19 protein-coding genes are annotated in these 22292 nt (G+C 59.7%); 11 read left to right on the top strand and 8 right to left on the bottom strand.

Annotated features, from left to right (window positions below; genetic code table 11):
• The first annotated feature begins 4 nt into the window (after positions 1-4).
• The 3 genes from ACA063_RS05290 to ACA063_RS05280 all read left to right on the top strand — a co-directional run bounded on the left by ACA063_RS05290 (position 5) and on the right by ACA063_RS05280 (position 3787).
• Positions 5-817, top strand: coding sequence for a cytochrome C assembly family protein (locus ACA063_RS05290; RefSeq protein WP_497665043.1), 813 nt, complete (start codon positions 5-7; stop codon positions 815-817).
• 12 nt (positions 818-829) lie between these two features.
• Positions 830-2065, top strand: coding sequence for a transporter associated domain-containing protein (locus ACA063_RS05285; RefSeq protein ID WP_497665042.1), 1236 nt, complete (start codon positions 830-832; stop codon positions 2063-2065).
• A gap of 405 nt (positions 2066-2470) precedes the next feature.
• Positions 2471-3787, top strand: a complete 1317-nt coding sequence (locus tag ACA063_RS05280; RefSeq protein ID WP_497665041.1) for an MFS transporter — start codon at positions 2471-2473, stop codon at positions 3785-3787.
• A 111-nt stretch (positions 3788-3898) separates the two neighbouring features.
• Here ACA063_RS05280 and purT read toward each other — a convergent pair whose 3' ends face one another.
• From purT to ACA063_RS05255, 5 genes are all read right to left on the bottom strand, one after another.
• The gene (gene purT, locus ACA063_RS05275) at positions 3899-5080 is read right to left on the bottom strand and encodes a formate-dependent phosphoribosylglycinamide formyltransferase (RefSeq protein WP_497665040.1); all 1182 of its coding nucleotides are present in this window, start codon (positions 5078-5080) and stop codon (positions 3899-3901) included.
• A 101-nt stretch (positions 5081-5181) separates the two neighbouring features.
• A complete protein-coding gene (locus ACA063_RS05270; RefSeq protein ID WP_162438266.1) occupies positions 5182-5649 on the bottom strand; it encodes a preQ0 transporter in 468 nt (155 codons plus the stop codon).
• Between the two features lie 254 nt (positions 5650-5903).
• Positions 5904-6119, bottom strand: a complete 216-nt coding sequence (locus tag ACA063_RS05265; protein WP_497665039.1) for a DUF1289 domain-containing protein — start codon at positions 6117-6119, stop codon at positions 5904-5906.
• Complete coding sequence (locus ACA063_RS05260; RefSeq protein WP_162438264.1) at positions 6116-6640, bottom strand: gamma carbonic anhydrase family protein; 525 nt, start codon at positions 6638-6640, stop codon at positions 6116-6118. The genes ACA063_RS05265 and ACA063_RS05260 overlap by 4 nt, the downstream gene beginning before the upstream one ends.
• Positions 6641-6705: 65 nt before the next feature.
• Complete coding sequence (locus ACA063_RS05255) at positions 6706-7305, bottom strand: CoA pyrophosphatase (protein WP_194691268.1); 600 nt, start codon at positions 7303-7305, stop codon at positions 6706-6708.
• Positions 7306-7521: 216 nt separating this feature from the next.
• On the opposite strand from ACA063_RS05255, the gene ACA063_RS05250 reads away from it, so the two are divergent.
• From ACA063_RS05250 to leuA, 8 genes are all read left to right on the top strand, one after another.
• Positions 7522-8073: an NUDIX hydrolase gene (locus tag ACA063_RS05250; RefSeq protein ID WP_497665038.1), complete on the top strand. Its 552-nt coding sequence runs from the start codon at positions 7522-7524 to the stop codon at positions 8071-8073.
• Positions 8074-8180: 107 nt separating this feature from the next.
• Positions 8181-8684 carry a L,D-transpeptidase family protein gene (locus ACA063_RS05245; protein WP_497665037.1) on the top strand — a complete coding sequence of 168 codons (504 nt, stop codon included), beginning with the start codon at positions 8181-8183 and terminating at the stop codon, positions 8682-8684.
• 293 nt (positions 8685-8977) lie between these two features.
• Positions 8978-9709 (top strand): GntR family transcriptional regulator, encoded by a 732-nt coding sequence (locus ACA063_RS05240; protein ID WP_123597016.1) that lies wholly within the window; start codon positions 8978-8980, stop codon positions 9707-9709.
• A 53-nt stretch (positions 9710-9762) separates the two neighbouring features.
• A complete protein-coding gene (gene nagA, locus ACA063_RS05235) occupies positions 9763-10869 on the top strand; it encodes an N-acetylglucosamine-6-phosphate deacetylase (protein ID WP_497665036.1) in 1107 nt (368 codons plus the stop codon).
• Positions 10850-11872 (top strand): SIS domain-containing protein, encoded by a 1023-nt coding sequence (locus tag ACA063_RS05230; protein WP_497665035.1) that lies wholly within the window; start codon positions 10850-10852, stop codon positions 11870-11872. The genes nagA and ACA063_RS05230 overlap by 20 nt, the downstream gene beginning before the upstream one ends.
• 207 nt (positions 11873-12079) lie before the next feature.
• Positions 12080-14596: a phosphoenolpyruvate--protein phosphotransferase gene (gene ptsP, locus ACA063_RS05225; protein WP_497665034.1), complete on the top strand. Its 2517-nt coding sequence runs from the start codon at positions 12080-12082 to the stop codon at positions 14594-14596.
• A 32-nt stretch (positions 14597-14628) separates the two neighbouring features.
• Entirely contained in the window at positions 14629-16344 is a 1716-nt protein-coding gene (gene nagE / locus ACA063_RS05220) for an N-acetylglucosamine-specific PTS transporter subunit IIBC (protein WP_497665033.1), read from the top strand.
• A gap of 441 nt (positions 16345-16785) precedes the next feature.
• Positions 16786-18465 (top strand): 2-isopropylmalate synthase, encoded by a 1680-nt coding sequence (gene leuA, locus ACA063_RS05215; RefSeq protein ID WP_497665032.1) that lies wholly within the window; start codon positions 16786-16788, stop codon positions 18463-18465.
• Positions 18466-18641: 176 nt separating this feature from the next.
• Here leuA and ACA063_RS05210 read toward each other — a convergent pair whose 3' ends face one another.
• The 3 genes from ACA063_RS05210 to der all read right to left on the bottom strand — a co-directional run bounded on the left by ACA063_RS05210 (position 18642) and on the right by der (position 22185).
• Positions 18642-19433 (bottom strand): amidohydrolase, encoded by a 792-nt coding sequence (locus ACA063_RS05210; protein WP_497665031.1) that lies wholly within the window; start codon positions 19431-19433, stop codon positions 18642-18644.
• Positions 19421-20569: a pyridoxal phosphate-dependent aminotransferase gene (locus ACA063_RS05205; protein ID WP_497665030.1), complete on the bottom strand. Its 1149-nt coding sequence runs from the start codon at positions 20567-20569 to the stop codon at positions 19421-19423. Before ACA063_RS05205 ends, ACA063_RS05210 begins: the two co-directional genes overlap by 13 nt.
• A 146-nt stretch (positions 20570-20715) precedes the next feature.
• Positions 20716-22185 (bottom strand): ribosome biogenesis GTPase Der, encoded by a 1470-nt coding sequence (der, locus tag ACA063_RS05200; RefSeq protein WP_497665029.1) that lies wholly within the window; start codon positions 22183-22185, stop codon positions 20716-20718.
• Positions 22186-22292 lie beyond the last annotated feature (107 nt).

The raw sequence follows: 22292 nt of genomic DNA, 5'->3' as shown, positions 1-22292 counted from the left end.
ATTTATGCTCCCCTTGTCACCCAGCTTGCTAACGACCCTCGCCGCCGCCTGCTTATACGCCGCTGCGACTATCTACCAAGGCACTCGCCTGGCCTCCGGTGCCAAGGCGAACAAGCGCCTGCTGGTCACGCTCGGCGTGCTGGCCGTGCTGGCCCACAGCGCCAGCCTTTTAACCCATCTGCTGACGCCGATCGGCCTGGGCCTGGATTTTTTCAACGCCGCCAGTCTGATTGCGGTGGCGGTCATTGCCCTGACCCTGCTGGCCTGCTCGCGTATTCCGGTAGAGAACCTGCTAGTGCTGCTGTTCCCGCTAGGCGCCGCTACCGTGCTGCTCGCCCAGTTCGCCCCGGCGGGAACCGTGCAGATCATCGACGAAGAGCCCGGCATTCTTGCCCACATCCTCTTGTCGATCCTCGCCTACGGCATGTTTACCATCGCCGTGTTCCAGGCCTTGCTGCTGCTGGTCCAGGACCATCAACTCAAGCACAAGCACCCTTCCGGCCTGATCAAAAACTTCCCGCCCCTGCAAACCATGGAAAGCCTGTTGTTCGGCTTCCTCTGGGCCGGCTGGACCCTGCTGTCGATGTCGCTGATTTCTGGCTGGCTGTTTGTCGACAATCTGTTCGCTCAGCACCTGGTGCACAAGACCTTGCTGGCGTGTCTGGCCTGGATAGTGTTCAGCGTGCTGCTCTGGGGCCGTAATCGGCTCGGATGGCGAGGACACAAGGCGATTCGCTGGACTCTCGCCGGTTTCTGCCTGCTGATGCTGGCGTACTTTGGCAGCAAGCTGGTTCGTGAATACATTCTGCACATCTGACGGGCGGCATTAATGGACGACTTGCCCATAGGGCCGATGCTCGCGGTATTGGCCCTGCTGATTTTATGGTCGGGGCTGTTTACAGCCATCGAAGTGGCGCAACAGCATCTGCTGGCTCAGCGCACCGCCTCGCGCGCCAGCGACAAACCGGTGGCGAAGCTGAGTTTCCCCCTCAATAGCCTGATCCTCTGCAACACCCTGTGCCGAGCACTGGTGGTGGTCATCAGCACCTTGCTGGCGATTTTCACCTGGGCCGAAAACGGTCCATGGGCTGCCTGCCTTGGGGCTGGCGCCGTTCTGCTGGTGTTCGCCGATTACCTGCCGCGCACCCTGGCGATCCGCTACCCGGATGCGATCCTGGCCCTGGGCAACTCCTTGCTGCGCGCGCCCCTGAAAATCATCTACCCTGCCGCCTGGCTGCTCAATGGCATCGCGCAATTACTGACGCGACCGTTTGCCCGCACAGCCAAAGTGGTTCAACAGAGTGAAGACGAAACACCGAATGATCGGCATGACGATCATGATCAGGCGGTCTGCCGCCCGCATCCGCTGTCGGGCATCCATGCGCTGGACAACATCACGGTCAACGACATTCTGGTAACGCGCAGTGACGTCGACGGGATCAATCTCGATGACTCTCTCGAAGAAATCATCGAGCAGCTGCGCAACAACAAGCGCACGCGATTGCCAGTATTCCACAGCGACATCAATCAGGTTGAAGCCGTCCTCAATACCCGGCAGATCCGCCACCTGCTGCCCGACGGCACGTTGACCCTCGAGGCGTTACTCGCGGCAAGTCACGAACCGTATTTCGTTCCGGAAAGCACACCGCTGCAGCTGCAGCTATTGAATTTCCACAAGCAACAACGACGCCTGGGCATGGTGGTCGACGAGTACGGCGAAGTGCTCGGCATCGTCACGCTGGAAGATATTCTTGAAGAAATCGTTGGCGAATTCGAAAGCCAGCACAGCCTGGATAACCCTCATATTCATCCGCAAGCCGACGGCAGGCTGATGATCGAGGGCGCTGCGTCAATTCGCGAGCTGAACAAGAGCCTGGGATGGCACCTGCCCAGCGACGGCCCGAAGACCCTCAACGGGCTGGTCACCGAGGCGCTGGAGACGATTCCGGACAGCGCGGTATGCCTGAAGATCGGACGCTACCGGCTGGAGATCCTGGAAACGGAAGACAATCGGGTTACTCGGGTGTTGATCTGGCACACAAGCTCAGTTCCAGTGGTTATCTGAACCCTGACTCATTCCCTCTGTTGAAAGGACTTATCTGTGGCGAGGGAATTTATCGGAATGCCGCACCACCCCGTTTCGCTGCGAAGCAGCGTCAAAAACTGCAACCGTGTCCTCGCTGATACACCGCGCATATCTATCTTACGACTGCTTCGCAGCCGAACGGGGTGGTGCGGCATTCCGATAAATCCCCTCGCCACAAATGCATTGCCAGCCCCTCAGTCACTTATTGTCATCGCCAGCCCTTGCCCACTTGTTTGATCGTTAGGCTCCTTCCTATAATCGGAGCGCTTACCCAAGCTCTGCGCCACCCCGGTGCTACCCGCACTCTGCGTTAAACCCACATCCCTGGGTGTTCGACCATAATAATTCGCTCCACTGGGGCACATGACTGTCAGGGATAACCGCATGACGACCAGCACGACCTACTCAAATACCGCGCCTGCGCAGCCGACGAATTCCGCCACTCGCGTGGCCACGGCGAGCTTCATCGGCACCGCCATCGAATTCTACGATTTCTACGTTTACGCCACCGCCGCCGCGCTGGTGATCGGCCCGGTGTTCTTTCCGCAAACCTCCGGCACGGCTCAGATGCTGTCGGCGTTTCTCACTTTTGGTATCGCTTTCATCGCCCGACCGCTGGGTTCGGCGCTGTTTGGCCACTTCGGCGACCGCATTGGCCGCAAATCGACACTGGTCGCCTCGCTGCTGCTAATGGGCGTGTGCACCACGCTGATCGGCGTACTGCCGGGTTACGACAGCATCGGGGCCTGGGCGCCGATCCTGCTGTGCGTGCTGCGCTTTGGCCAAGGCCTGGGACTGGGAGGTGAATGGGGCGGTGCGGCACTATTGGCTACGGAAAATGCGCCCAAAGGAAAACGCGCCTGGTTTGGCATGTTTCCGCAGCTTGGCCCCTCCATAGGCTTCCTCGCCGCAAATGGTCTGTTCCTGACCCTGGCCATGACGCTGACGGATGAGCAGTTCCGCTCGTGGGGCTGGCGCATTCCGTTTCTGCTGAGTGCCGCACTGGTGATGGTCGGCCTCTATGTCCGCCTCAAGCTCCACGAAACCCCGGTGTTCGCTAACGCGATGGCGCGCCAGGAACGGGTAAAAATGCCTGTGGTCGAGCTGTTCAGCCAGTACTGGGCGCCCATGTTGCTGGGCGCCGGGTCGATGGTCGTTTGCTATGCGCTGTTCTACATCTCGACCGTGTTTTCGCTGAGCTATGGCGTCTCGACACTGGGCTACACCCGCGAAACCTTCCTCGCACTGCTGTGCTTTGCGGTTCTGTTCATGGCCGCTGCGACGCCATTATCAGCCTGGGCCAGCGACCGTTACGGGCGTAAACCGGTGCTGATCATCGGTGGTGTGCTGGCGATTCTGTCGGGATTCCTGATGGAGCCGTTGCTGACTCAAGGATCAACCTGGGGCGTGGCGCTGTTTCTGTGCATCGAGCTGTTTCTGATGGGTGTAACGTTTGCGCCAATGGGCGCGCTGCTGCCTGAATTGTTTCCAACGCACGTGCGCTATACCGGCGCGTCGGCCGCTTACAACCTGGGCGGCATCGTCGGCGCCTCGGCTGCACCGTTCTTCGCGCAGAAACTGGTGGCGATGGGTGGTTTGAGTTATGTCGGGGGGTATGTATCGGGGGCGGCGGTGCTGAGTTTGATCGCGGTGTTGTGTTTGAAGGAAACCCGTCACAACGATTTGAATCGGGTGGTCTGAAGCAAGAGCCAAAGCAAAAGCTTCGCGAGCAAGCCCGCTTCCCACACTGGTTTTGTGAACGACACAGATCCAATGTGGGAGCGGGCTTGCCCGCGATAGCCGCGCCTCGGTTTACAGCTCTACAACGACCGCCTGAGCAGCGCGGGTCGCTTTGGCACGTGCTGCTTCAATCGACTCATCCCGCGCCAACGCCACACCCATCCGGCGCTGACCATTCACCTCTGGCTTACCGAACAGACGCAGCGCGGTATCCGGTTCGCTCAACGCCGCACCCAGGTTGGCGAACGCCGTCTGGGTCGATTGGCCTTCCACCAGAATCACAGCCGACGCCGAAGGGCCGAACTGACGAATCAGCGGAATCGGCAAACCCAGAATCGCCCGTGCGTGCAGTGCGAACTGCGACAGGTCCTGGGAAATCAGGGTTACCAGACCGGTGTCATGCGGACGTGGTGAGACTTCGCTGAACCACACCTGATCACCTTTGATGAACAGCTCGACACCAAACAAACCGCGGCCACCCAAGGCTTCGGTAACGGCTTTTGCTACCCGCTCGGATTCAGCCAAGGCAATCGGGCTCATGGCTTGAGGCTGCCACGATTCCTGGTAATCGCCCTTCTCCTGACGGTGGCCCACCGGGGCGCAGAACGTGGTGCCGCCAATGTGGCGCACGGTCAGCAAAGTGATTTCGTAGTCGAAGTCGATGAAACCTTCAACGATCACACGTCCTTTGCCGGCACGACCGCCTTCCTGGGCGTAATCCCAGGCGGTTTTCACGTCATCGGCACTGCGCAGCAGGCTCTGGCCTTTGCCCGACGAGCTCATTACCGGTTTCACTACGCACGGAAACCCGAGGTCTTCAACGGCTTTGCTGTAGTCCTCGAAGGTGTCGGCAAAATGATACGGCGACGTTGGCAGGTCCAGCTCTTCAGCCGCCAGACGACGAATGCCTTCACGGTTCATGGTCAGCTGCGTTGCGCGCGCCGTCGGGATCACGGTGAAGCCTTCAGCTTCCAGCTCAACCAGGGTGGCGGTGGCGATTGCTTCGATTTCCGGCACGATGAAGTGCGGCTTCTCGGCTTCGATGACCGCGCGCAGAGCGGCGCCGTCGAGCATGTTGATCACGTGGCTGCGATGCGCCACTTGCATGGCCGGCGCGTCGGCATAGCGATCCACGGCAATCACTTCAACGCCCAGGCGTTGCAGCTCGATCACCACTTCCTTGCCCAACTCACCACAGCCACACAGCAATACGCGGGTCGCGGTTGGCGACAATGGAGTTCCGATACGGGTCATCTCAGGTCCTCAAAGAAGCGGATCATCGAGGGTAGCGAGCACGTGGCGCGCTTCCCATGGGGCGAAAGCGCGGCATTTTACATGAACCTGAGGCTTTGGCTTCAGCTGGCGACGGCCTGTTTGCGCAGACGCCACGCCATGATCAGCCACACCGCCGTCACACCCGCGAACTTGGAGCCCATCGCCGTGAGGATCACGCCCGGTGTGAACGCGTCGATCATGCCGAAAAAGATGAAAGTATCGAGGGGAATGCTCAGTGCAGAACTTATCCACAGGCGGTCATGCAACGGGCGCCGGGTAATGGTGAATACCAGCCAGTCGATGCATTCCGACACCGCGAAAGCCGTGGCACTGGCCAGCGCAATGGAAGGGTCGGAAGTGACGTAGGAAAGCACCAGCGCAGCCAGCATTGCGGCGATGGCGCCGTGGCCGAATCGGATTTGCACCATGTCCCGAAGGACAAACACCAACCCACCCCAGGCAGACCAGATGATGTCCAGGTGCGGGGCAGTGGAAAAGGCGTAGTTGATCAGCACGACGCTGCTGATGTAGGCGATCAGGAAGAGCATGGAGATGGGGGATACCTGTCAATTTGGTGCGCAGAATACCGTAGGAGCTGCGGGACTTGTATGACCTGTGGAAGCTTCGAACCTGTGGCACCTGTGGCACCTGTGGCCTGTGGCACCTGTGAACCTGAGCACCTGTAGGAGCTGTCGAGTGCAACGAGGCTGCGATCTTTTGATCTTGCCTCTAAAACAAGATCAAAAGATCGCAGCCTCGTTGCACTCGACAGCTCCTACGGCTCCTACGGGTCCTACAGTGACTACTGGCCCGGTGTTTTGCCGATCATCCAGAGAAGGCCACTGGACTTGGCCCGCTCATGACATAACCCCAGGACCTGGCGTCGTTCGTCGTTGTCCATCCGGCTCCAGCGAGTGATCTCGTCCACCGTGCGCTGACACCCGGTGCAAATATCATCATCGTCCAGCGCACATACATTGACGCAGGGCGATCGGACCGGCCGTTCAGGGATGTTCATTCTTCCTGCTCGGCCAGATCGCGGGCGTAACGCTGGGAGTTATGCACGTAGTGGGCGGCGCTGGCTTCGAGCATCTTCTTCTGCGGTTCGGTCAACTCGCGCACGACCTTGCCCGGCGATCCCATGACCAACGAGCCATCAGGAATTTCCTTGCCCTCGCCGATTAAAGAATTAGCGCCAATGATGCAGTTCTTGCCGATCCTGGCCCCATTGAGAATCACGGCATTGATACCGATCAGGCTGTAATCGCCCACCGTGCAACCGTGCAGCATGGCGTTGTGGCCGATGGTCACGCCGGTGCCGATGGTCAGCGGATAGCCCATGTCGGTGTGCATCACGGTGCCGTCCTGAACGTTGCTGTTCTTGCCGATCAGGATCAACTCGTTGTCGCCTCGCAGCACGGCGTTGAACCAGACGTTGGCGCCCTCTTCCAGTTTGACCTTGCCCACCAGCACGGCATTGGGAGCGACCCAGCTTTGTGGGTGGGTTTCGACGCGGGCGTCGCCCAGGCGGTATTTCATCTTATTGTCCTCAAGGCCAGGCAGGCGCACTTAAAAAGCCGGGTGTTGGCCATACGAACGATGGCTCAAGTATTGATAAAACTCTTGGGCGGCTGATGCAGGCTGATTTTCGCGTCATACAGCAAGTTGATCAACTCGACGATCATGATCGCCGTCAGGCCCCAGATCTTGTATTCGCCATAACGATAACTGGGCACATACCAACTGCGGCCTTGGTAGTCGATGCGATGGGTATGCTCGCGGGGATCTTCGCGGAAAAATTCGAGCGGCACACTGAACACCGCAGCGATCTCGGCATCGTTGGCACGATACTCGACGAAATCCGGAATCACGCCAACATACGGTGTGACCTTGATGCCGTGCAGAGAAATCAGCGGGCTGAGCGGGCCGATCACCTCGACGAGTCCTGGCGGCAGGCCAATTTCTTCTTCAGCCTCACGCAGGGCGGTAAAAATCAGGTCAGGGTCTTCAGGGTCGCGACGACCACCCGGGAAGGCCACTTCACCGCCATGGGTCGAGAGCCCGCTGGCGCGCAGGGTCAGAACCAGTTCCGGTTCGTCACTGCGGGTGATGGGCACCAGTACGGCGGCCTCGGGAAAGCGTTTGTCGGTTTCCAGGGTTCGCGGCGTGTGGTTGCTTACCCGATGCAGTAGCTCATCCAGCATGAGTGATCTCGATCTGTGCCTGTAGGGTCTGTTGACGTTTGCTGACGACCGCGTTGGGCGCCAACGCAGTCCGCGAGCAAACGTCAACAGACCCTATGCATCATGCACCAATCGCACCGACCGCCCAAGCCCCGAACAGCCGTGTGTCGCTAAACGACAACTTGCCGACTGACACCGCCGCACGCCAAGATAGGCGCAGCATTCAGGAACCCAAGCATGAAATTTTGCAGTCAGTGCGGTAACCCAGTGACCCAACGCATTCCCGAAGGCGATGCACGCCTGCGGTATGTCTGCGACAGCTGTCATACGATTCATTATCAGAACCCCAATATCGTCGCCGGTTGCGTGGCCACCTGGGGCTCCAAAGTGCTGTTGTGCCGCCGCGCCATCGAGCCAAGGCTGGGCTATTGGACCCTGCCCGCCGGTTTCATGGAGAACGGGGAAACCATCGAGCAAGCGGCCATTCGCGAGACCGCCGAAGAAGCCTGCGCCCGGGTCCGCGACTTGAGCATCTATACGTTGATCGATGTGCCGCACATCAGCCAGGTGCATGTGTTCTTTCGCGCGGAACTGGTGGACCTGAACTTTGCAGCAGGCATCGAAAGCCTCGAAGTTCAACTATTTGAAGAGGCCGACATCCCTTGGTCCGACCTGGCTTTCCGCACAGTGGGTCGTACTCTAGAATGCTTCTTCGCTGACCGGCGGACCGAGGTCTACCCCGTACGGTCCGAATCGATCCCGCCGCTTGCTCAGCCGGTCATTACTTGATTTGAATTTTGGAATGCTGCCGACGCTAAAAGATCGTCGACTGCGGCAGCTCCTGCAAAATCACCTATAAATACATAGTCGCGACACCTTTTAGGGATATCGTTTCAATGCGCTGGTTGCTTGCCCTGCTTTGCATGTCGTTCATCGCTGTGTCCCAGGCTTCCACCGTGGTGACCCTGGATGGCAAACCGATCGAAAAGGTGTTGGTGCTCAAGTCCGCTCATCAATTGCAATTGATCGCCGATGGCAAGCCACTGCGGACCTACCGTATTTCCCTGGGCAAGCAGCCCAAAGGCGCCAAGCTGATGGAAGGCGACAAGCGCACGCCTGAAGGTTTTTACTGGGTCGACTGGCGCAAGGTCAGCGACCGCTTCAATCTGGCGATGCACATCTCCTATCCCAACGTCACAGACTCCGCCCGCTCCCGACGCGAAGGGGTCGATCCTGGCGGGATGATCATGATCCACGGCACACCCGACACCTACGACTATCCGGAAAACCTGTTCCACACCCTGGACTGGACCGACGGTTGCATAGCCATGCGCAACATGGACATGCGCGAGGTATGGGGTCTGGTGCCGGATGGCACGATGATCGAAATTCGGCCGTAACGACTACCTTCGGTCGCCCTCCAAAAAAATAAATTAAAAGATCGCAGCCTGGGGCGGCGCCTGCAGGGTTGATACCATTCCCACCTGCAGGCGCTGCCGCAGGCTGCGATCTTTGCGTTCAAAATCCTTCCCCCTAATACCACTTAAAGCCAACCCCCGCCAAATAAGCCCAACAGGTACGGTTTTCCTGCGTCTTGAGCAAAGTGGTCTCATTGACATGGTATTCAAGTGGTATTAGTTTCGCCCCACAACCGGGCGACAACAATCCTACATCCGCATCGGAAACAGCCTACATGAATGACATCCAGGCCCTACGTCCTGACGACACCCAGCCCACGCCGCTGTACCTGCAACTGGCACGCAATCTGGAAGCGGCCATTCATGCCGGCCAGTGGAAAGCCGAACAGGCCATGCCGTCGGAGCGCAGTCTCAGCGAACTGCTGGGCATCTCCCGCGTGACGGCACGCAAGGCACTGGAAGTGTTGTTTGAACAAGGCCTGATCCGTCGCAACCAAGGTTCCGGCACGTTCATCACCCCACGCCTGGAGCAACCGCTGTCACGCCTTTCGGGCTTCAGCGAGATGCTGCGCCTCAAGGGTTTTGTTCCTGGCTCGCAATGGCTGGAACGGGAAATCACCCCGCCGACCCATGAAGAGCTGATCCGTCTCGGACTGTCGCCCAACGACAAGGTCGCTCGGCTCAAGCGCCTGCGTAAAGCCGACGACACGGTGATGGCGATCGAGATGAGTACCCTGCCCGCTTCGATCATTCCGAAGCCGCAAGCGGTGGGCGACTCCCTGTACGAATACCTCGACGGCATCGGCAAGCCAATCGTCCGCGCCCTGCAGCACATCCAGGCCATCAACGCCTCGGACGAGTTTGCTGCACTGGTCGGCATCGCCCCCGGCACCGCCATGCTGCTGATGACCCGGGTTGGTTATCTGGAAGACAACACGCCCATCGAAGTCACCGACACTTATTGCCGCAACGACTACTACGACTTTGTCGCAGAGCTTCGTCGCTAAAAAGCTTTGCCGCTAAAAGGCTTTGCCGCAAATCGCGCAACCGAGAACCGATCATGTCCGAAGACAACATCCTCACCGCCCACGGCTGGATTCGCGGCCGGCTGCTTCACGAACACGGCAAGGTCGTGTCCATCGAAGGCCAACCCTGCGATCCGACCGACAATGACCTGCCTTATCTGCTGCCGGGCTTCATTGATCTGCACGTCCACGGCGGCGGAGGCAAAGACATCATGGAAGGCGCGACAGCCTTCGAAACCATCACCAGAACCCACGTGCGTTTTGGCACCACGTCGTTGCTGGCCACCACCATGACCGCGCCGAGCGAAGAGATCTCGAGCGTGCTCAAAGCTGTCGGCGAGTTCTGCGAGCAGCGCCCCAAAGGCAGCGCCCGAGTCCTTGGCGTGCACCTTGAAGGCCCCTACATCAACCCCGGCAAACTCGGCGCTCAACCGAACTTCGCTCACACGGCCTTGATGGCCGAAGTTGAAGAGTATCTGGCCCTGGCACCGATACGCGTGATCACCATCGCTCCGGAAATCGCCGGCCACGATGCGTTGATCCGCGCCCTCAGTGCTCGCGGTGTGCGCATGCAAATCGGCCACACCCTCGGCAGTTACGAGGAAGGTGTTGCCGCGCTGAATGCCGGCGCGACCAGTTTCACCCACCTCTACAACGCCATGAGCCCGCTGCACCACCGCGAGCCGGGCATCGTTGGCGCGGCCCTGGCTCACGCCAAGTACGCCGAGCTGATTCCCGACTTGTTGCACGTGCACCCCGGCGCGATCCGCGTCGCGCTGCGCTCGATTCCGTGCCTGTATTGCGTCACCGACTCCACGGCCGCCGCCGGCATGCCGGACGGTGAATACAAACTCGGCAGCCACACCGTGACCAAGTGCCTGGGCGGTGTGCGCCTGCCGGACGGCACGCTGGCCGGCAGCACGCTGACCATGGACCAGGCCCTGCGCAACCTGGTGAAGATCGGCCTGCCCATCAGCGAGGCGTCGCAACGTCTTTCACAATTCCCCGCCGACTACCTCGGCCTTCAAGAACGCGGCCGCCTCGAACCCGGCAGCTGGGCCGACTGCGTGCGGCTGGATCGCTCACTCACACTGACCGCTGTCATGGTCGAAGGAGAAGACATTGACTTCAAAAATGCTTGAAGAGGCGCTGTCCTCGTTCGAGGCCGTGCAAGCCCAGCTGCAGCAACTCGACCCGCAGATGATCGAAATCGCCGGACGCCTGCGCCGCCAACCGCCACAAGTGGCAATGACCGTCGCTCGCGGCAGCTCCGACCATGCCGCGAGCTACTTCGCTTACCTGACCATGCAGCAACTGGGTATTCCGGTGGCGTCATTGCCGATGTCGGTGGTGACCATGCAGCAGGCGCCGTTGAAGGTCAGCGGCCAGGTGGCGTTCGCGTTCTCCCAGTCAGGTCAAAGCCCGGACCTGGTGAACAGCCTGCGCTTGTTGCGCAAACGCGGTGCCTTGAGCATTTCCATGGTCAACGCCGAAAGCTCTCCCCTTGAAGCCGCGTGCGAATTCAGCCTGCCGCTGTGCGCCGGTACGGAAAGCAGCGTTGCCGCGACTAAGAGTTTTATCGCCACCCTCACCGCCAGCGCCCGCCTGATCGCGCACTGGAAACAAGACGTGGAGTTGATGGAAGCCGGCAATGCATTGCCGGAAGGTCTGAAAGAGGCGGCAAAACAGGACTGGAGCCTGGCTATCGACACCTTGCGTGACTGCCAACGCTTGATGGTGATCGGCCGGGGTGCCGGCTTCGCCATCGCTCAGGAAGCTGCATTGAAATTCAAGGAAACCTCGGCCATCCAGGCCGAAGCGTTCAGCAGCGCCGAAGTGCGTCACGGCCCGATGGCGTTGATCGACGAGAACTACCCATTGCTGGTGTTCGCCCCCCGCGGTGCTGAACAGGCAGGTTTGCTGAGCCTCGCCGCCGACATGCGACAGCGCGGTGCCCGAGTGTTGCTGGCCGCTCCCGACGACGTCGCTGAACGCGACCTCACCCTGACCCGCGCCGAACATCCGGCCCTTGATCCGATCCTGGCGATACAGAGTTTCTACGTCATGGCTGCTGGCCTGGCAGTCGCCCGAGGGATGGACCCGGACCAGCCGCGTCACTTGAGCAAAGTCACGCGCACCCACTAATCGAATGGCAAACCAATAACCCCGTAGGAACTGTGTAGGAGCTGTCGAGTGAAACGAGGCTGCGATCTTTTGACCCTGGTGCTCAACGGCAAGATCAAAAGATCGCAGCCTCGTTTCACTCGACAGCTCCTACAGCCCATAGCTCCTGCAGCTCCTACAAGGTTATTGAGTTGATCCGAACCGTAGTTTTCCTGATGAGACCGAGCCATGCACAACAACAATAAAGAGCTGACCCTCAGCGCCCCGCTCAGCGGGCCGGTGCTCACGCTCGCCAAGGTTCCGGACCCGGTGTTTGCCAGTGGCGCCATGGGTGACGGGATTGCCATCGACCCACTGAACGACACCCTCCACGCCCCCTGCGCCGGCGTGGTCGTCCACGTAGCCCGCACCGGCCACGCGGTGACGCTGCGTGCCGATAATGGCGCTGAATTGCTTTTGCACCTGGGCCTCGACACGGTTGAATTGCAGGGCGACGGTTTCACCATGCTGGTCAAGGAAGGGGCTCGCGTCAGCAGCGGTCAGCCGCTGTTGCGCTATGAACTGGACAAGGTCGCTCAGCAGTGCAAAAGCCTGGTCAGCCTAATGATCCTGACCAACAGCCAGGACTTTCAGGCGCGGCCGATCACCTTGAAATCGGTGAAGGTTGGCGAGCCACTGCTGCACATCATTCGGCGGAACGCGACGGGCGCTCGGGCGGAAGTCGAGTTGTCCGGAAACGAGGTTTTCGGCCACGTTTGCATCGCCCATCGTGGTGGCTTGCATGCTCGGCCGGCGGCGCTGATTCGTCAGACGGCACAAGGGTTCAAGAGTCAATCACGGCTGCACTTCGGCGGAAAATCGGCGACCTGCGACAGCTTGATCGGATTGATGGGCCTGGCTATCGGCGAGCAGAAGGAAGTCCAGGTCAGTTGCCAGGGCCCGGACGCCGAAGCCGCGCTGCAAGCATTGCTGGCGGCGTTATCCACAGCGCTGGCTGAAGACAGTCACTCGGCTGCACCGGCGCCGATCGTCCGGCGCAACCGAACGGCCGAAGTCGGTGTGCTGCACGGGGTTTGCGCAGCGCCCGGTCTGGTGGCTGGGCCACTGTTCCGTCTGAACGCGATCAGCCTGCCGGTGGATGCCGGCACTCACGACCCCGAACAACAGATGCGAGCCCTCGACACCGCGCTGACTCTTGTGCGCAGCGAAATCGACACCACCTTGGCCCACGCCAAAAAACGCAACAGCCACGACGAAGAGGCGATCTTCGCCGCTCACCTCGCCCTGCTTGAAGACCCGGCGTTACTGGAAGCAGCCAACACGGCCATTGACCAGGGTCAGGCGGCGACTCACGCCTGGAGTCAATCGATCGACGTGCAGTGCGACATGCTTCAGCAACTCGGCAGCCCATTGCTGGCCGAACGTGCGAACGACTTGCGTGATCTCAAGCAACGGGTGCTGCGGGCACTGCTCGGTGAAACCTGGCATTACGATGTGCCGGCCGGGGCCATCGTCGCGGCCCATGAACTGACTCCGTCCGACCTGCTGCAATTGAGCCAGCAAGGCGTCGCCGGGTTGTGCATGGCAGAAGGCGGTGCGACTTCGCACGTCGCCATTCTTGCTCGAGGCAAGGGCTTGCCGTGCATGGTCGCCTTGGGATCGACACTGCTGGATCAGGAACAAGGTCAATCAGTGGTTCTGGATGCCGATGGCGGTCGCCTGGAACTGGAGCCCTCGACCGAGCGTCTGGCTGACGTACATCAGGCGCAACGTGATCAGAGGCAGCGTCGCGCCGAGCAACAAACTCAAGCCCATCATCCGGCGCTGACACTCGATGGATTGCACATCGAAGTCGCCGCCAATGTCGCCTCCAGTCCCGAAGCGCAAGACGCAATGCACAATGGCGCTGACGGCGTCGGCTTGTTGCGCACGGAGTTTCTGTTCGTCGACCGCCACACAGCGCCGGACGAAGTGGAACAACGCGACGCCTATCAAGCCGTCCTTGATGCCATGGGCGACAAACCAGTAATCATCCGCACCATCGATGTCGGTGGCGACAAACAGCTCGATTACCTGCCATTGCCGATCGAGGCCAATCCTGTGCTCGGCTTGCGCGGCATTCGTCTGGCCCAGGTTCGCCCGGAATTGCTCGACCAGCAATTACGCGCGCTGCTGCACGTCAAGCCGCTGTCGCGCTGCCGGATCCTCTTGCCGATGATCACCGAGGTCGATGAACTGCTTCATATTCGCCAGCGCCTCGATGCCTTGTGCACCGAGCTCGGGGTGAGCGAGCGCCCGGAGCTGGGCGTGATGATCGAGGTGCCGGCGGCGGCTCTGCTGGCGGAGCAACTGGCGGAGCACGCGGACTTCCTGTCCATCGGCACCAACGACCTGTCCCAATACACCCTGGCCATGGATCGCGATCACGCAGGCCTGGCTTCACGCGTCGACGCCATGCACCCCGCGCTGTTACGGCTGATCGCCCAAACCTGCGCGGGCGCAGCGGTGCATAACCGTTGGGTTGGTGTTTGCGGTGCGCTCGCTTCGGACCCGTTAGCAACACCGGTTCTGATCGGTCTGGGCGTCAGCGAGCTGTCTGTCAGCCCGGTCCAGATCGGTGAAATCAAAGACCGCGTGCGCCATCTGGACGCCAACCAATGCCGAAATGCCAGCCAGCAACTGCTCAAGCTGAGCAGCGCTGCGGCGGTGCGTCATGCCTGTCACCAGCAATGGCCTCTGAGCTGAACAACAACAACAAGAATCCAGGGAGATACGCCATGTACCAACACTTCATCGAAGGCTTGCAGCGCCTTGGTCGCGCATTGATGCTGCCGATCGCGATCCTGCCCATCGCCGGCCTGTTACTGCGACTGGGCGACACCGACCTGCTGAACATCGCCATCATTCACGACGCCGGCCAGGTGATCTTCGCCAACCTGGCGATGATCTTCGCCATCGGCATTGCAGTCGGCTTTGCCAAGGACAACAACGGCACGGCGGGGCTCGCCGGGGTGATTGGCTACCTGGTGATGATCTCCACCCTCAAGGTGCTCGACGCGAGCATCAACATGGGCATGCTCGCGGGGATCGTCAGCGGCTTGATGGCCGGCGCGCTGTATAACCGCTTCAAGGACATCAAGCTGCCGGAGTACCTGGCGTTCTTTGGGGGCCGGCGTTTCGTGCCGATCGTCACCGGGTTTGCGGCCGTGGGCCTGGGTGTGGTGTTTGGCTTGATCTGGCCACCCATCCAGAGTGGCATCAACAGTTTCGGCGCCTTGATGATGGAGAGCGGCAGCTTCGGCGCATTTGTTTTCGGTGTATTCAACCGCCTGCTGATCGTCACCGGTCTGCACCACATCCTCAACAACATGGCCTGGTTCGTATTTGGCAACTTCACGGATCCGCACACGGGCGCCATGGTGACCGGAGACTTGTCGCGTTACTTCGCGGGGGATCCGAAGGGCGGGCAATTCATGACCGGCATGTTCCCGATGATGATTTTCGGCCTGCCGGCTGCTTGCCTCGCGATGTACCGCAATGCCCTTGCGGAACGCCGCAAAGTCATGGGCGGGATTTTCCTGTCCATGGCGCTGACGTCATTTCTGACCGGCGTCACCGAGCCGATCGAGTTCGCCTTCATGTTTCTCGCGCCTCTGCTGTTCCTGCTTCATGCGCTGTTGACCGGCCTGTCCATGGCCATCACCAACGTGTTGAACATTCATCTGGGTTTTACCTTCTCGGGCGGATTCATCGACATGATTCTCGGCTGGGGCAAGTCCACCAATGGGTGGTTGGTGATTCCGGTGGGGTTGGCCTACGCAGTCATTTATTACGTGGTGTTCGATGTCTGTATTCGCCGCTTCAACCTCAAGACGCCGGGACGTGAAGACGTGCCGGTCGGCGACAAGATCGTGGTCGCGGAGAATGAACGAGCCGGGGCTTACATCAACGCGCTGGGTGGCGCGCAAAACCTGATCACCGTCGGAGCGTGCACCACACGGTTGCGCCTGGACATGGTGGATCGCAACAAGGTGTCGGACGCGGACCTGAAAGCGCTCGGCGCAATGGCGGTTGTGCGACCTGGCAAGGGCGGCAGTTTGCAGGTGGTGGTCGGACCGATGGCGGACAGCATTGCTGATGAAATCCGCTTGGCGATGCCCGCATTGGGCCATGCGGCGGCGCCCTCTCCTGTGGCCATTATGGACAAGCCGAAACCGGCGATTGTGGCGATACCGCAAGCGCAACAATGGCTGAATGCGCTGGGCGGTGGCGACAATGTCCTGCAGATGGACTGCATTGCCATGACCAGGATCCGGCTGCAACTGGCAGATGGCAAGGCGGTGTCGGAGTGCCAGTTGAAGGCGTTGGGTTGTCAGGGTGTGAGCCAGCTCGAGGGGGGTGTCTGGCATCTGCTGATGGGCGACAAGGCGCGAAGTTTGAGTGATGCGCTGGAGGTATTGGTTAACCGTAACGAGGTGAGTGCCAAGGTTTAGATTTTTGGTGACTGACAGGCCGTCATCGCGAGCAGGCTCACTCCCACATTGGATCTAAGTACACCGCCCCCATGTAGGAGTGAGCCTGCTAGCGACGAGGCCAGACATATCACCGCCAATTTCAATTGCGCAACGCTGAAACCTCTCGCAATCATTGATACCATCAAGACGCTTACACGCAATAAAATCTCGGTAAATTCGTCTTTAAGAGTATTCCTCTCAATTTTTTTCGACTGCTTGCCAACCCTCATCCTCGCGGTTAGGGTTGAAAGCATGAAAACATCTCACACCCTCATTCAGCTTCGCCAGCACCGCAGCCTGTGCCTCGTCAGTGCACGACTGCCGGGCTGAATCGCGGTGCCTCGCCCTACGCTCTACCCCCAGAACTTTTGATCCACCGGCAGGCCGCCTTTTTTCGGCCGACACAATAAGGATTTCCCGATGAGCATGCTCAAAGACCCGTCTTCGAAATACCGTGCGTTCCCGACTATCGACATTCCGGATCGTACCTGGCCGTCGAAGACCATCACTGCCGCGCCGATCTGGTGCAGCTCGGACCTTCGCGACGGCAACCAGTCGCTGATCGAACCGATGGATGCAGTGAAGAAGCTGCGCTTCTGGAAAACCCTGGTGTCTGTCGGCGTGAAAGAAATCGAGGCGTCGTTCCCGGCCGCATCGCAAACCGACTTCGACTTCGTGCGTACCCTGATCGAAGGCAACCACATCCCGGACGACACCACCATTCAGGTACTGACCCAGGGCCGTGAAGACCTCATCGAGCGCACCTTCGAATCCCTGAGTGGGGCGAAGAAAGCCATCGTTCACCTCTACAACGCGACCTCCCCTTCGTTCCGTCGCATTGTCTTCAACCAGGACAAGGACGGGATCAAGGAAATCGCCGTGAGCGCGGCCAAGTTGTTTGTTAAATATGCCGCCCAGCAGCCGGACACTCAGTGGACCTTCGAATACTCGCCGGAAACCTTCAGCGCCACCGAACTGGATTTCGCCAAGGAAGTCTGCGATGCGGTGATTGAAGTCTGGAACCCGACGCCTGAGCACAAGATGATCCTCAACTTGCCTGCCACCGTCGAATGCGCCACACCAAACATCTATGCCGACCAGATCGAATGGTTCGGTCGTCACATCAACCGTCGTGACAGCGTGATCATCAGCCTGCACACCCACAACGACCGCGGTACTGGCGTTGCGGCCACCGAACTTGGCTTGATGGCCGGCGCTGATCGCGTCGAAGGCTGCCTGTTCGGTAACGGTGAACGCACCGGTAACGTCGACCTGGTGACCGTCGCCTTGAACCTCTACACCCAGGGCGTGAACCCTGAGCTGGACTTCTCCGACATCGACGGCGTGCGCAAAGTCGTCGAGGAATGCAACCAGCTTCCGGTGCACCCTCGTCATCCGTACGTCGGCGACCTGGTTCACACCGCGTTCTCCGGTTCCCACCAGGATGCCATTCGCAAGGGCTTTGCCCAGCAAAAACCGGACGCGCTCTGGGAAGTGCCGTACTTGCCGATCGACCCGGCCGACATCGGTCGCAGCTACGAGGCGGTGATCCGCGTCAACAGCCAGTCGGGCAAAGGCGGTATTGCCTATCTGCTGGAACAGGAATACGGCATCAACTTGCCGCGTCGCATGCAGATCGAGTTCAGCCAGGTCGTGCAGCGTGAAACCGATCGCCTGGGCCTCGAGATGACCGCCCAGCAGATCCACGCGTTGCTTCACAGCGAGTACCTGCAAGCCAACACTCCGTACGCGTTGGTGAGCCATCGCCTGCAGGAAGAAAACGGCCACAGCGCTGTTGAAGTTGAAGTGTCCAGCAAGGGCCAGGGCGAAACCAACCTGAACTGGCGTGGCAAAGGCAACGGTGCCCTGGAAGCACTGGTGGCTGGCCTGCCGATCCCTGTCGAAATCATGGACTACAACGAACATGCAATCGGCGCGGGCACCAATGCCAAAGCGGCGGCTTACATCGAGCTGCGTGTGAACGGTGAGCGTGCGGTGCACGGCGTCGGTATCGACGAGAACATCACCACGGCGAGCTTCAAGGCATTGTTCAGCGCGCTGAATCGCTCGCTGAGCCAGCCGGAAGCGAAAGCGGCGTAAGCGTCTGCCGTAATGCAAAAGGCCCCGGGGTGTGAACCTCGGGGCCTTTTTTTGCCTGCTGGTTTTGTGCTGCCTGTTCTGACCCCATCGCCAGCAGGCTGGCTCCCACAGGAGGTCGCCTTTCCAATGTGGGAGCCAGCCTGCTGGCGATGAGGTCCTGTCATGCACCGCGAATATCAGGTGAACTCGAAGGTATCAGCATCCAGATTGGCAGGAAATCTGGTGCGATACGCCGCCAATTCCGCCGCATCCAACACTACCGTGAACACCCCATCCGCCTCCCCTGCACTGAGCAACGTCTCACCCTGGAAGTCCAGGACCTGACTGTCGCCGGTATAGGCAAAGCCTTTGCCGTCCGTACCGATGCGATTCACAGCCGCCACGTAACACAGGTTTTCAATCGCCCGAGCCGGCAGCAAACGGTTCCAGTGCTGGCGCCGTGCACCTGGCCAGTTGGCCGTATAGAGCAGCAGGTCTGTGTCCTGTGCATCGCGACTCCACACCGGGAAACGCAGGTCGTAACAGATAAGCGGACGCACGCGCCAGCCCTTGAGCTCGAACTGCACCTGGCGCTCGCCGGGGGTGTAGTGGTTGTGCTCACCGGCCATGCGGAACAGGTGGCGCTTGTCGTAATGCAGCACCTCACCGTCCGGTCGCGCCCACAGCAGGCGATTACGATGACTGCCGTCGGCAGCCTGAACAATCACGCTGCCGGTGATCACCGCATCGAGCTTCGCTGCCTGAACCCGTAACCATTTGCTGGTGGGACCGTTCTCCACTTCGGCGAGGGTTTCGGACTCCATGGAAAAACCGGTGGTAAACATCTCCGGCAGGATGATCAGGTCAGCGCCGCGAGCCTGCTCCAGCAACTGCTCGAAATGCTCCAGGTTGGCCTGGCGGTCGTGCCAGGCCAGGGTGGTCTGGATCAGCGCGATGTTCAGATTAGGGAGTGCACTCAGATCACGCACAATTTTTCCGCTGCTTCACGCAGGGTCTCCTCGCGTTTGGCGAAGCACAGGCGCACAAGGCGCTGGCCTTCGGGGGGTGTCTGGTAGAACACCGAGATCGGGATGCTCGCCACGCCATGTTCGCGGGTCATCCACAGTGCCATCTCGACATCAGTAAGGTCCGGGCGGATCTGCGAGTAATCGACCAGCTGGAAATACGTGCCCGCCACGCGATTGAAAGTGAAACGCGACGGCGCCAGCAAATCACAAAACAGGTCGCGCTTGGCCTGATAAAAAGCTGGTAACTCTTCGACGTGTTCAGGGTGCTCGGCCATGAAGTCAGCCAGAGCGTATTGCAGCGGGGTCACACCGCAGAAACTGACGTACTGGTGAACCTTGCGCAGCTCCGCCGTCAGAGCCGGTGGTGCGACCACATAGCCGGTTTTCCAGCCGGTGACGTGATAGGTCTTGCCGAAGGAACTGACGACGAAGGCGCGCTCATACAATTCCGGGTGGTTAAGCACGCTGACGTGAGGCACGCCGTCGAACACCAGGTGCTCGTAGACTTCATCGCTGATCAGGTAGATGTCACGATCACGAATCAGCTCAGCCAACTGATCCAGTTCAGCACGACTGATCAGTGCGCCGCTGGGATTGTGCGGGGCATTGAGGACGATCATCTTCGTGCGCGGGCTCAGCGCCTGGGCGAGTTTCTCGAAGTCGATGGCGAAGTCATCCAGGCCCAGCTGAACATGCACGCAACGGCCGCCTGCCAATTCCACCGAGGGTTCGTAGGCGTCGTAGCACGGGTCGAACACGATGACTTCGTCGCCACGGTTTATCACTGCCTGGATCGCGCAGAAAATTGCCTGGGTGGCGCCGGGCGTAACGGTCACTTCGTGATCGGCATCCACATTGATGCCATAGCTGCGGGCAATCTTCGTCGCAATCTGCTCGCGTAACGCGGGCAGGCCGGTCATTGGCGAATACTGATTGTGGCCTTGGGCAATATGCCGGCCGACCGCATCGCACAGGGCCTGCGGGGCATCGAAATCCGGAAAACCCTGGGACAGATTGAGCGCCCCGGTTTGCGCCGCGAGCTGAGACATCTGAGTGAAGATAGTGATGCCGACATTCGGCAGCTTACTGGTGATCATCGGTAGCCCCTTGCAGGTGAGCTGCAAGTTTCAAGCTGTAAGCTGCAAGCGGTCAAGTCTCAAACCTTCAGGCACAAAAAAGGGCCCCTGTCAGGACCCTTTCTTGCTTTGACTTCAAGCTTGCAGCTTGAAACTTAAAGCTGCCTCTATTTCTTGTCGCGGCGCTTTTTGTCGGCTTTCTTGTGGTGCGACATCATGCGACGCTTCTTGTTGACCTGGCGGTCGGTGAGCGTAGTTTTGTTGCCTTCGTACGGGTTCTCGCCGCCTTTGAACTCGATGCGAATCGGCGTACCGACCAGCTTCAGAACACGACGGTAAGTGTTTTCCAGGTAACGGACGTAAGACTTCGGCACCTTCTCGATCTGGTTACCGTGAATCACGATGATCGGCGGGTTCGCGCCACCCAAGTGGGCGTAACGCAGCTTGATCCGGCGATTGTTGACCATCGGCGGCGCGTGTTCGCCAACCGCATCTTCCAGAATCGTGGTCAGACGGTTGGTTGGCCAGCGGGTGACCGCAGACTTGAACGAGTTCTGTACGGAAGCGTAGAGGTTGCCCACGCCCGTGCCGTGCAGGGCCGAGATGAAGTGGATGTCGGCGTAGTCAACGAAGAACAGTCGACGTTGCAGCTCAACCTTGACGAAGTCGCGCTCGCCCGGCGTCATGCCGTCCCACTTGTTGATCGCGATAACCAGCGCACGACCCGCCTCGATGGCGAAGCCCAGCAAGTTGAGATCGTGATCGACCACACCTTCGCGGGCGTCCATCACGAAGATCACCACGTTAGCGTCTTTGATCGCTTGCAAGGTTTTGACCACGGAGAATTTTTCAACTTCTTCGTGGATCTTGCCGCGCTTGCGCACACCGGCAGTGTCGATCAGCGTGTACTTCTCGTCGTTACGCTCGAACGGGATGTAGATACTGTCGCGAGTGGTGCCGGGCTCGTCATAGACGATTACCCGGTCTTCACCCAGCATGCGGTTGACCAGTGTCGACTTGCCTACGTTCGGGCGGCCGATGATCGCGATCTTGATACCGTCTTTTTCGCTTGGGCCAGGAATGCGCTTGGCTTCCTCACCTTCGGCAACGATCTCTTCTTCGCCGTCTTCCGGCTCTTCTTCGTCTTTCGGGAATTCGCTCAGTGCGATTTCCAGCATCTGGGTGATGCCACGGCCATGAGCACCGGCGATCGGAATCGCGTGGCCCATACCCAGAGGGGCGAATTCAGCGCGGGCCATTTCCGGGTCGATGTTGTCGACTTTGTTGGCAACCACATAAGAGCGCTTGTTACGTTTGCGCAAATGCTCGGCGATCATCTGGTCGGCGGCGGTGAAACCAGCCTTGGCATCTACCAGGAACAGCACGACATCGGCTTCTTCGATGGCCAGCAGGGACTGCTCGGCCATTTTTTCGTCCATACCGTGCTCGTCACCGGAGATACCACCGGTGTCGACCAGAATGTAGGAACGCCCTTGCCACTTGGCCTCACCGTATTGGCGATCACGGGTCAGACCGGACAAGTCGCCAACGATGGCGTCACGAGTCCTGGTCAGGCGGTTGAACAAGGTGGACTTGCCGACGTTCGGTCGGCCCACCAGGGCGATTACGGGAACCATGCGGCTCTCCACTTCGTTATTTCAGAAAATACAAAAGCCGCTGCGAGGCAGCGGCTGGTGCTCGGGGCAACGCTTGAAGGCGTTGCAAGCCTTGCAGAGCAAGGCCG

The sequence above is a fragment of the Pseudomonas sp. LBUM1643 genome, from assembly GCF_059716215.1.
This window is presented reverse-complemented; position numbering and strand designations above follow the sequence as displayed.